9 protein-coding genes are annotated in these 11,771 nt (G+C 57.9%); 2 read left to right on the forward strand and 7 right to left on the reverse strand.

Annotated elements, in window-relative coordinates; all coding sequences use genetic code 11:
* The first annotated feature begins 38 nt into the window (after positions 1 to 38).
* The gene (locus GN112_RS26505) at positions 39 to 3,071 is read left to right on the forward strand and encodes a DEAD/DEAH box helicase (RefSeq protein ID WP_155312914.1); all 3,033 of its coding nucleotides are present in this window, start codon (positions 39 to 41) and stop codon (positions 3,069 to 3,071) included.
* Between the two features lie 193 nt (positions 3,072 to 3,264).
* Here GN112_RS26505 and truD read toward each other — a convergent pair whose 3' ends face one another.
* The 3 genes from truD to GN112_RS26520 form a co-directional block, all read right to left on the reverse strand.
* Positions 3,265 to 4,332 (reverse strand): tRNA pseudouridine(13) synthase TruD, encoded by a 1,068-nt coding sequence (gene truD / locus GN112_RS26510; protein WP_155312915.1) that lies wholly within the window; start codon positions 4,330 to 4,332, stop codon positions 3,265 to 3,267.
* 2 nt (positions 4,333 to 4,334) lie between these two features.
* Positions 4,335 to 5,135, reverse strand: coding sequence for a zinc ribbon domain-containing protein (locus GN112_RS26515; RefSeq protein WP_231713954.1), 801 nt, complete (start codon positions 5,133 to 5,135; stop codon positions 4,335 to 4,337).
* Between the two features lie 135 nt (positions 5,136 to 5,270).
* Positions 5,271 to 6,623 carry a PhoH family protein gene (locus GN112_RS26520; RefSeq protein WP_155312916.1) on the reverse strand — a complete coding sequence of 451 codons (1,353 nt, stop codon included), beginning with the start codon at positions 6,621 to 6,623 and terminating at the stop codon, positions 5,271 to 5,273.
* Between the two features lie 495 nt (positions 6,624 to 7,118).
* Here GN112_RS26520 and GN112_RS26525 point away from each other — a divergent pair, with 495 nt between their 5' ends.
* Positions 7,119 to 7,367, forward strand: a complete 249-nt coding sequence (locus GN112_RS26525) for an FmdB family zinc ribbon protein (RefSeq protein WP_155312917.1) — start codon at positions 7,119 to 7,121, stop codon at positions 7,365 to 7,367.
* A gap of 7 nt (positions 7,368 to 7,374) precedes the next feature.
* On the opposite strand, the gene GN112_RS26530 is transcribed toward GN112_RS26525, so the two are convergent.
* The 4 genes from GN112_RS26530 to GN112_RS26545 form a co-directional block, all read right to left on the reverse strand.
* Positions 7,375 to 9,135, reverse strand: coding sequence for a B12-binding domain-containing radical SAM protein (locus tag GN112_RS26530; protein WP_155312918.1), 1,761 nt, complete (start codon positions 9,133 to 9,135; stop codon positions 7,375 to 7,377).
* 8 nt (positions 9,136 to 9,143) lie between these two features.
* Entirely contained in the window at positions 9,144 to 9,590 is a 447-nt protein-coding gene (locus GN112_RS26535) for a universal stress protein (RefSeq protein WP_155312919.1), read from the reverse strand.
* On the reverse strand, positions 9,587 to 10,063 hold the full coding sequence (locus GN112_RS26540; RefSeq protein ID WP_155312920.1) for a CBS domain-containing protein: 477 nt from the start codon (positions 10,061 to 10,063) through the stop codon (positions 9,587 to 9,589). The genes GN112_RS26535 and GN112_RS26540 overlap by 4 nt, the downstream gene beginning before the upstream one ends.
* 305 nt (positions 10,064 to 10,368) lie before the next feature.
* Positions 10,369 to 11,652 (reverse strand): citrate synthase, encoded by a 1,284-nt coding sequence (locus GN112_RS26545; protein ID WP_155312921.1) that lies wholly within the window; start codon positions 11,650 to 11,652, stop codon positions 10,369 to 10,371.
* Between the last annotated feature and the right edge of the window lie 119 nt (positions 11,653 to 11,771).

Here is an 11,771-nt window from a genome sequence, read left to right on the forward strand (position 1 = left end):
TTGAAGTGATTGCAACTCTAAACGGACAGGATATCTCCATGACATCGCACACCCCACCTGACGATCGAGATCCTTTTTTATTTGATCATGAGGCCCTTCAACAAATCGCCGATCGAGGCGCGATCAATCAGGGGCTGCTCTTTTTCAAGGAAAACCGCGTGATCAGCCTGGACCGGGACGAGACCTCCCTTTGGGCCCAGGTGGAAGATGAAGACCGATCCGATTTTCCGCTGGATGTCGAGATCGAAATAGGCGCCGACGGCAACTCTCATTACCATTGCAATTGCGATGACGGCGCCGATTGCATTTGCTCCCACACGGTGGCCGCGTTATACGCCTATGCAGACCAGCGCGAGACCGCCGAAGGCATTCTCAGCGCAACGGATACCGCCATCAGCGACCGCATCAAAAGAGGCAAATCCGAGGTGACGGTCAAGGCCGAAAGCGGCGAACCCTGGTTCGGCGGTTGGACCGCCGCATCCATTGCCGGCAAGAATCCGTTTCCCCGCCAATACCGGGTAACCATCCGCAGCCTGCATAAACGGGCCAATTTCTGTTCCTGCCCGGATTTTGCCAACAATCAGCTGGGCACCTGCAAACATATCGAGGCCGCCCTGCATAAAATTCGAAAGCATCCGGAATATCATCAATTTAAAGACAAGCCGGCACCGATCCCTTACGTCTATCTGGCATGGGACCGGCCCCAGGCACCCATGCTCAGCCTGCATCGCGGTCAGGCGATGGACGAGGACCTGAGCCGTTTACTGGATGACTACTTCACCCCATCCGGTGACTTTTCGGGACGCATGCCGGAGGATTTTTTACGCTTCACGGCGCTGGTGGAAGACCGCGACGATGTCCATATCGGCGAAGACGCTCTGAATTGGGCTCACCAGCTGACTGCCGAGGCGAGTCAGCAGCTTCGATCTGCGGAAATTCTTCGCCAGATTGAAAACAGCCGGGGGAAGCTGCCGGGGATCAACGCCAGGCTGTATCCGTATCAGATTCAGGGCACCGGTTTCTTGGCCGGCACCGGTCGCGCCCTGCTCGCCGACGACATGGGGCTCGGCAAGACCCTGCAGGCGATTTCAGCGGCCGTCTGGTTGAAGGCCCATGACAACATCCGTACCGTCATGATCGTCTGTCCGGCCTCCCTGAAACAGCAATGGGCCAGGGAAATCGCCAAATTCACGGACCTGCAAAGCCAAATCATCCAGGGGCCGCCCCCCAAAAGAGGAGTGCAGTACCGTCGTGAGAAGACCTTTTTTATCATCAATTATGAGTTGATCCTTCGGGATCTGAGCATGATCAACGAGATCCTGCGGCCCGACCTGATCATTTTGGATGAGGCCCAGCGCATTAAAAACTGGCGGACCAAAATTGCCACCGCCATTAAACTGATCCCCACCCGCTATGCGTTTGTCCTCACCGGCACGCCCCTGGAAAACCGTCTGGAGGATCTGTATAGCCTGATGCAGGTGGTGGATCCGAAAATCCTTGGGCCGTTGTGGCGGTATATGGTGGATTTTCATGTGACCGACGAAAGGGGCAAGGTACTGGGTTACCGGAACCTGTCTGTCTTGCGCAAACGCCTGGCGCCGGTCATGCTGCGACGGGACCGCGGCATCGTCAGCGATCAACTGCCCGAACGCATCGTTCAACGGCTCGATGTTCCCATGACGGCCAAGCAACGCGAAATTCATGACGATGCCATGGCCAAGGCCGGCCAGTTGGCGACTATCGCCAAGAAAAGGCCATTGACCCCCACCGAGCAAAACCGGTTGATCGCCGCCCTGCAACAGGCTCGTATGGCGTGCAACGCCGCCGGCCTGGTGGACAAGGAGACCAAGGGCAGCCCCAAGCTGGATGAAATGGCCGATCTGCTCGATGAAATCTGCATTCAATCGGGACTCAAAGCCGTGGTTTTCTCAGGTTGGGAACTGATGACCCAGATGGTGGAAAGGCGGCTGCGCAAAATGGGACTGGGCTATGTGCGGCTGCACGGCGGGGTCCCCACGGCCAAACGCGGCGAGCTGATGGACCGTTTCCGCGATGACGACGGCGTGCAGGTGTTCATCTCCACGGATGCCGGCGGCGTGGGGCTGAATCTGCAATCCGGATCCGCCTTGATCAACCTGGATGTGCCGTGGAATCCGGCAGTACTGGAACAGCGCAACGCCCGGATTCACCGGCTGGGGCAGAAAAGAAGCGTTCAGATCATCACCCTGGTGGCCGCCGCCTCCTATGAAGAGCAGGTCCTCTCCCTGGTGAACACCAAGCAGAACCTGTTTGACAACGTGGTCAAGGAAGATGCCACGGAAGATGTGGTGGGCGTATCCAAAAAGATGCTGGATACCCTGATCGAGGAATTGGCCCCACCCAAAGACGCCGGACCGGCGGAACCGTTGGAAGAAGTCGAGCCGGCCGAAGTCCAACCCTTCGACATGGATCAACGGGAGTCCAAGGCCCGGCCCCTGGATGAGGCCATGCGCGACTGCATCAAGGGGTTGCAAGAGGCGTTCGGTCTTCGAATCGAACGGATTTTTGGCTCCCAGGGCTCCCTGATTGCCGTGATCGACCGTATCGATGGTGAAGCGGAACAGGTGGCCATCGACCTTTCAAAGAAGTTCCCGGTGGCCCTGATCGACCTGATGACACTCAGCAGCCTCAACCGGCTCGGTGCCGCATCGCCCCTGGCCCAGGTGCAAACCTATTTCGATGCCAAACAGGACCAGCCAGCGGTCGGCGGTCCTTCCCGGCTGGCGACCATGGCCGAGGAGAAATTCAATGGCGCCAAACTGTTGATGGATCAGGGGCTGCATACTTCCGCACTGGAACTGCTGCTTTCCGCCCAACTGGCGACGGCGGCGGATCGGGCCGGGCTCGACATCCCGAAGACCGCGGCCGAGGCCGGCGTTTGGGTATACAGCGAGGCCATTCCAAAGGAAATCTTAACCCAGGAGGAGGCCGGACTGATCATGCAGGCCGTTGGTTTGGCCCAGGCACCGACCGTTCCCGAAGTGCTCATGGAGCAATTGGTGAAAGATACCGCTTCTTTCATCGCGCAGTAACGGATCATGCGGCCGGCATCTCTTTCTCCAGAATGGCTTCGATCTGACTGATCTCGTCCGGATGCAGAGGCGTATCCCGCTTTTGTGACCATTTGCAACCAGCATCGTGCTTGTCTCTTCGGCGAAATAGTCGACCAGGAAATGCGTCTGAATCCTTCACAAAGGACGAGGCCGGGCGGATGTCGCCGATAAGTCATTCCGCGCGGGTGAATTCGCGCAGCACGGTTGTGGCATAGGCGCCGGATGGCAGCGTAAAGCAGAACTGCACGCCTTCATCCAGCGCGCGGATTTCCAGGTCCGGCAGGGCCAGGATAGCCTCCCGGCGGGACCCGGGTGCCCGAAAAGGCCTGAAATCATCCGGGCCGAGACCGAACCGGTCAAGCAGCGCCGTTTCCCGCTCGCCAGCCGTTGCCTGGGCTGCCTTCATTTTGAACCCGAAAATGGGGCCGGTGTAGCCGATCTCGCCATTTGCAAACCGCTCGCCATCGACCGCTATATCTTCCACGGTGAACATGCCGCCGGTATCGGTTTTTTTAACAATATCGCCGGCCAGCAACTGCCGGTACACACCGGCTTCCATGCGCTGGCGGAGCCAGATGTTGAACAGTGCCGACTGGACCGCCGAAACCAGGAAGGCGTTCCGGCGCCCTTTTCGTCCCGGCGCGAAAAGGGCGAATCCGCGCGGAACATTCTGCATGCCGAAGCCGAATCGCTGGGGGCCATAGAAGTTGGGTACCCCGGTATGCTTGATCCGCCGGGCAATGGCCAGCGCCCGGGGCAGGGCATCGGGCTGCGGCCGGCTGACGATGACGGTAAACCGGTTGGCGGCCACGTGGCCGGTCTTGATTTTGTTGCGGTGGCGCTGCATGGTCAGAATTTCAAAGGGCAACCCGGCCAGGGCTTTTTCGATATCCGGCAGCGGCGCAGTGAGCCCGCAGCGAAAAGAGAGGGTTTGAACGACCACAGCCGTTTTGTCCTTGCGGCCACCCCAGCCCACATCGGATGGCGCCAGGCCCAGCGCCTTTTGCATGGCCCGGGCCGCGTCGGCGGTGTTCCAGCCGCTGCGCCGGAAGGTGATATAGACATGCTCGCCCTCGCCGCAGGCGGTGTAGGGCAGGGCCTCCTCGACCACGAAGTGTTCCGGCGTGGCCTTGATGATGCCGCCGATGCCGGGCAGGCCGTCGGTGGCAAAGGGCAGGGATGCCAGCATGCTCATGGCGAGTTGCGCCCGGTCCGTTGACTGGGGAGTGGCTGTCTCCAATGTCAGCAATCCTCTCTGTATTGTTGTCGCATCCGCCGATACTGCCTGGCCAGCAACACCCCGCCCCAGACCACCGCTGTGATCATCAACATGGCCCCGACCCCGTGGGAGAGCCTGGCAATGGCATGATCCAGGCGGATCAGGCCAGTTTCCCGGAGGATGAACTCCCAGTCGTGAAAGCCGTAGGGGCTGTGCTTGCCCACGTTTCCTCCCAGAAGCGGCAGACTGAGGGAGCGGGCATCGTTGATGTACGGTGCCAGGTCAATGAAGTTCTGGCCCATCCACCACAGGGCGAATGCACCGGCGAACGGGTCGCGGGTCTTGATCAGGAAAACCACCAGGCAGATGGCCGGCATGAGTACTTGCATCAGGCTGCCCCCGGCAGAGGTTATCAAGCGGCCGAAGGGGCGGAAGAAGATGTGTCCGGCTTCGTGGAAAGGCAGGTTCACCAGGTGCCAGAAACTGTTCATGGCAGCGTCCGAATCGATGGACGCAAAAACGAACTTCATTCCCCACAGAACCATCACCGCCAAAAGCAGGGCGCGCAGCCCCCAGGAGACGGGGTTGACCTCGGCGGGCAGATGGAAAAGCAAGGCGCCGACCAGGCCAGGTTGCGGTTCTTCGTCATCGTCACTTGCGGATTTCGCCATGGGCGGCGGCTGGGCCTGCCGTTTTTGCCATTTGGCGAAAACGATGCCGCAACTCAGGCATTCGCTGTTGTCGTCCGCCTGTTCGTAATTACATTTGGGGCAATGCATCTTCCGGACTTTCTGCTGACTGCAGTGGGTTGTTGCGCCATGCACCTTTATCCAGCAGGATATCCGGGTTTGCGGCCCCGGTCAACCAGCCGCTTGAACAATGCTTCGCCCCGGCCAGAAACAGGCGATCCCCGCCATCCGCTTAACATGGCGTGGCGTCAGTTTTCAGCCGAACCGTTTTCATAACAGGCTGATGGCCAGTTCCGAAAGCTCGCTGCGTTCGCCTTTTTCCAGGTTGATGTGGGTGTAGAGGCGCTGGCCCTTCATCTTCTCAATGAGATAACTGAGGCCGTTGCTCTGGCCGTCCAGGTAGGGGTGGTCGATTTGGTAGATATCCCCGGTGAAGACGATCTTGGTTCCCTCGCCGGCCCGGGTGATAATGGTTTTGACCTCGTGGGGGGTGAGGTTCTGAGCCTCGTCCACGATGAAGAAGACCTTCACGATGCTGCGGCCACGGATATAGGAGAGGGGGGTGATGATGATTTTCTCCTCCTCGAGCAGATCCTTGACCCGGCGGCCGTTACCGTTCAGGTTGCCGGATTTGCCGTTCTGGTTGCTCTCGATGACCGCCAGGTTGTCGTAAAGGGGCTGCATGTACGGGTCCAGCTTGGACTGGATGTCGCCGGGCAGAAAACCGATATCTTTGTTGCTAAGCGGTACGGATGGCCGTGAGATGAAGATCTGGCGGTAATGGCGCCGTTTTTCAAGGGCGGCGGCCAGGGCCAGGAGGGTTTTGCCGGTGCCGGCTTTCCCGGTGATGGTCACCAGGGGAAGTTCGTGGTTGGTCAGGGCGTCCACGGCAAAGCACTGTTCGGCGTTGCGCGGGCGGATGCCGTAGCAGATCTGGGTGTCGATCCGGCGGATGGCGCCGGTTTGCGGCAAATAGACCCCCAAGGCCGATTTGCTGCCGTTTTTCATGATCAAATATTCGTTGGCCAAGAGCGGGTTGGCCAGCTCCAGGGCGGCGGCATCCATCTCAAAGGGCTTGGCCCAGAGTTGATCGATGACCGACGACGGGATATCCGCCACCACGCGTGTGCCCTTGTAGATGTCCGCCGGCGCCTGGACTCGATCGGTGTTGTAATCCTGGGCCATCAGTCCGATGGATTTGGCCTTCATCCGCAGGTTGACATCCTTGGTCACCAGGATGACGCGTTCAAAGGAGTTCTCACAGGCGATGTGGTAGGCGGCATTGAGAATATGATGATCCGGTTTATCCGGTGCGAAATTGGCCTTGAGCGTATCATGGAAGTCCCGATCCAGGTAAACCGTGATTTTGCCTTTGCCGGGGCCGATGGGAACACCGCCGTTGAAAATACGGTCGCCGGTGAGCCGATCCAGGGCCCGGGCAAACTCCCTGGCATTGCAGTTCAGGATTTCCTTGCCTTTTTTGAAACGGTCCAGCTCTTCGATAACCGCGATGGGAACCACCACGTCATGTTCGTCAAACTGATTGATACAGCTGCTGTCGTGCAGGATGATGTTGGTGTCCAGTACAAAAATTTTTCGTTTTTCCGTCGAAAACGAAATCATCGCACCTCCTGAAAGTCATGGGTTGTTTGCGCTGAACCGGTCCCGTGCCGACGGGCCGGTGACGTCTCGGTCGTCAATCGTGGGCACCGTTTGGAGACCGTTGTGTGGCGTTGCGGGGGAGGGGCCGCGAATGGCATTGGATTTTGGTATAATGCGATTGCTCGGGTCATTCGGGCGTGTTTGGGTTTGGTCTGTGAAGTTGGTGTTATGCCCAATATATAGCATCTACGCCTCGTTGAGGCAACAACATCTTAGGGTGGCTGGAACATTTGCAATGGTTCCGGCAGAGCGCCTGAGGTAAATCGTGACCGTCTCGTAAAAAATTGCATTTCCGGCGGATTCGTAAAATCTTGATGCCGTCCCGCTTTTGGGCTATATAGCCCAAAAACATGATCTTGGATGCTACGGAAGCAGAGCATGCCGGTCAACGGTTAGCTTTTGATGAGGAGATCCAACGAAAACTGCATTTTTCATGACCGAAAAAAAGGAGGGATAATGCCACTTTTTGATTTTTCGTGCGCCGATTGCGGCCATGTGGCTGAGGTTCTGGTTTTTTCGGAAGAGACCACCGTTGTCTGCCCGAAGTGCGGAAGCGGCAACCTTAAAAAATTGATTTCCGCGCATTCATCTCTGTCCGGAACGGTATCGGGTGCCATGCCCGGTCCCGGTGATACGACCTGCTGTGGTTCGTCGCCGGGGCATGCCGGTTGTGCGGGGCCGGGCAGTTGCTGCGGTAAAGCCTGATGGTGATTTAGTCCGGCGACGGCATGCCGGCGGTCTTCTGGCGCGTCAGGCGGTGGAGATGCTTCGTCCACTCCTTTTCTGCCGGTTGGTCGGCCATTAGCCGGCAGCATAGAATGATCTGTTCAACGGCCTGGGGATGGGTGTCGAACACTTCCAGGCACTGGCGAGCCTCCTGGAAGCGGTTCCGGCGCATCAGGCTGTTGGCCAGGGCCAGGTGCAGATCAACGCTGTCCGCGTGGTGTCGGATGCCCTGCTCCAAAATGTCGATCGATTCGTCAAACCGGCCCTGGTGCTGGTAAACCAGCCCCAATCCCCAGAAGGCCCGGTGGTCCGGGTGGTATTGCAGGGATCGTTCGAACAGTTCCACAGCGGTGGACAGGTTTTCTTTGATCAGCGGGTTGGCCGCATAGTCGCCATGGCTGAAGGTCAGTGCCAGCCGCGAGAGAAAATCGGCATGTTGCGGATACAATTGGGAATCGTCGATCAATTCGATGTCACGGGCAAAGCGGGGTAAGCTCGCAAAATATTCCTCCCTGAGGCGCCGGCCGAATTCCAGTACCCGCTCCTGGCTCAACGTTTCATCCGTTTCAAAGTAGAGAATATCCTCGATCCGATTCAGCCAGATGTCGTCACTGATACCGTTTTTCGCCTTATATGCCTCGTAGAGCGCCGTACCGGGAAACAGATCCAGAATATAAAAGATCGCCGCCAATGGGCGGATGCGGGCCAAAAGATCCAGGCTTTCCTGGATGGTCCGGTCGGATTCGCCGGGGGCGCCATAGATGAAATAGGCCCTGGCCATAATCCCGGTGCCAATGGTTCGTGCAAACGCCCGGCAGATGTCTGCATCACTGATGCGTTTGCGGTAGATATCGCGGATTTCCTGGCTGCCACTCTCCACCCCGTAGCTGATCTGGGTACATCCGGCCCGGCGCATCCACTTGAGCATCCCTTCATCCACACGGTCCACCCTGGAGATGGCCGCCCAGGTGATTTCCAGGTGTCGTTCGATGATCTGTTTGCAGATATCGATGACCAGGTCGCGTTTGAGGGTGAAGGTGTCGTCGGAGAAGAAGAAAAAGGTGACCCCTTTTTCGCGCAGGCGCTGCAACTGGGTAACGAAGTAGTCGGCGCTGTGATAGCGCACCCGGCGACTCCAGAAGGCCGGTGACCCGCAGAAGGTGCAGTCCGATGGGCAGCCCCGGGTCAGGGCGACATGTTGAAAGGTGAAATAATCGGCCGGCATGGGCAGCTGGTCCAGGTCGGCCACCGGTTGACGATCGGCGGTTTTAATGGAGCGGCCGTTCTTTCGCAGGGCCAGACCGTCGATGTGGGTCGGGATGCTGGACGCCCCGCTTTCCAGAAAGCGGATCAGTTCGAGAAAGCTGTATTCGCCCTCTCCCCGGACGACATAATCGATCTCCGCAAAATGGGTCAGTAAATGATCCCACAGAAACGTGGCCCCCACACCGCCAAAAACCACCGGTGTCGCCGGATTGACCTTCTTGACCATCCGGGCGATATCGATGCCGCCCCAGCGGTTGGCATGCAGGATGGAAAACCCCACCACATCCGGGCGACGATCGCCCAGGATTTGGTAGATGCGGTACGGCTTCCGACCAAGGTTGTAAGCATTCAGGATCTCTACGGCATAGCCGTTGGCCCGCAATACGGCGCCAATGGAAAAGAGCCCCATGGGAATGGCGCTGATATCCTCTTCATCCATGCGGCTGTCGATAAAATAGGGGTAGACGAGCAAAATTTTCATCGATCGAATCAGGCCGTCTTGCTGCGCACAATCATTACCGAGCAGGGGGCCTTGTGGGCGATGCGCTTGGCCACGCTGCCGAACAGCACCAGCCCCATGCCACTCAAACCAAAGGCACCCACGACGGCCAGATCGGCATCGGTCTCCTCGATGAAGCGGATGATTTCCGTGGAGACGTGGCCATCGCGGACCACCAGTTCACAATCCATTCCGTCGGGAATGCGTTGGCCGTAGACCTCCTGCATGCGCTCATTGATGCTGACCACCAGATTTTCGTCAGGACGCTCCGGCAGGATCAGGTCCGCTTCGGTGAGCATGGGATTGACCGCTGGCGGCAGAACATGAATCACATACAGTTTGGCCCGGTAGCGGCCTGCCAGGTCAAGGGCTGTCTGAAAAGCCGCTTCGGCATGGGCTGAAAAATCGGAACAATAGACGATCTGATTGACTGTCATGGGGCCTCCTTTGCCAATGAGCGTTCCGCGGGCATCAGTGTCCGCAAGATATCTTCTTTGCCGACCACGCCGACCAGCTGGCCATCTTCAACCACCGGCAGGGTGTGAAGGTTGTGGTCGACCATCAGGGCGGCTACGGTTTCGATACCTGAATCGGGGGAGACGGTTATCGGATTGGAGGTCATGGCGTCGGCGACAGTGATTGCCGCAATTTTACGGACCTCTTTTTCTACGTTCTTCATGGAGGGCAGGCTGATGTAACCGTCCAGAAAGGAGAACAGTGAGGGCACGGGCAGTTTCTTCTGTTGGGCAATGATGTCGCTCTGACAGAGAATGCCCACCAGTTTGCCGGTGTCGTCCATCACCGGCATCCCGTTGATGCGATTGTCCAGAAGCTTTTTGGCGGCTTTGATGATTTCCATACTGTCGGTGACGGTGACGGGGTTGCGGGTCATGATCTCTTTTGCCAGCATGGGGATACCTCCGGCATGGGGGGATGATGGCGGACCATCGCGGGGTCCGAAACGGGCACTTGTTTTTCTTTAAGTTTACGGGAAGGTTGAACAACCTGTCAAAACAAAACAGATGCCGCGGCACCGGTACCACAAGGGATTCGGTTGCCGGGGGCAAGGGGGCGATGATCCACCGCTATCAGATGACGGGCCACCGGCATCCGCGCGAAAGCCGTCGCAGATGCCGAATGGTGCAGTGATGGCCGGAAATGGATGGAATGTTGTTACCGGCCCGTCACCGGATTCCCGACGCGCGTTCGATTACATCAAATCCGAGCATGGATGGGAATGAAATCGTATTGCAGATTGCCGGTGTAAACCTGACGGGGCCGGCAGATTTTCCACTTGGGGTCGTCCATGCTCTCCTTCCACTGGGCAATCCAACCGGGAAGCCGGCCGATGGCGAACATCACCGTGAACATGTTGGTCGGAATACCCACGGCCCTGAGCACGATGCCACTGTAGAAATCGATGTTGGGATAGAGATTGTGATCGATAAAATAGGCATCGTTGCACGCAGCCTCCTCCAGTTCCTTGGCCAGGTCGAGCATCGGATCATCGATCTGCAGGGAATCGAGCAGTTCGTCGCACATTTTTTTCATGATTTTGGCCCGCGGATCGTAGGTTTTGTAAACCCGATGCCCGAATCCCATGAGCCGGAAGGGATCGTTCTTGTCTTTGGCCCGTTCGATCGCCTTTTTATAGTCACCGCCATCGGCCTGGATGGCGGTGAGCATTTCGATGACCGCCTGGTTGGCACCGCCGTGCAGCGGGCCCCACAATGCGGCGATTCCCGATGAGATGGCGGCGTACAGGTTGACCCGGGCACTGCCCACCACGCGGACCGCCGAGGTGGAGCAGTTTTGCTCATGATCGGCGTGCAGAATCCAGAATACCCGCAGGGCATTGACCGCGGCCCGGTTGATCTCGTATGGCTTCACCGGGGTATCGAACATCATATTGAGGAAATTTTCACAATAGGTCATGTCCGGACGGGGGTAGACCACCCTGTGCCCCCGGGAAATTTTGTAGGACATGGCGGCCATGGTGCGAACCTTGGCCAGCAGCCGGGTCATGGTGCTATTGATTTCCTCTTCCGTCGTACCCAGTTCCGGGTAGAAACTCCTCAAGGCATTGACCATGGACGACAGGATCCCCATGGGATGGGACGCCCGTGGGAAATTCTGGTAAAACGCCTTCAGGTCCTCGTGGACCAGGCTGTTGTCGTTGAGCATCACCGAAAACCGGGTCAGCTGATCCCGGTTGGGCAGTTTTCCGTTGATCAACAGGTAGGCGGTCTCTTTGAAGGTGGCATTTTCGGCCAATTGCTCCACGGGGATGCCGCGATACCGCAGGATCCCTTTTTCGCCGTCCATGTAGGTGATGGCGCTCAGACAACTGCCGGTATTGGCATACCCGGGGTCCAGGGTGATGAACCCGGTGTCCTGGCGCAGACCGGAAATATCGATGGCTTTTTCACCTTCGGTGCCGATGACCACCGGCAGCTTAATCTCCTGGCCGTTGTAGGTGAGGGTGACAAACTCTTCCATGTTAACTCCTTTCGCTCCGCAAAAAACCGATCTCCGACATCCCCTGGATGCAGCTGTCCGGCAGATCGACCGCTGGTTTCCTTATTCAGCCGTGCGCGAAAACAATTGTCTTGATCGGC

The sequence above is a fragment of the Desulfosarcina ovata subsp. ovata genome (assembly GCF_009689005.1).
GTDB classification, from domain to species: domain Bacteria; phylum Desulfobacterota; class Desulfobacteria; order Desulfobacterales; family Desulfosarcinaceae; genus Desulfosarcina; species Desulfosarcina ovata.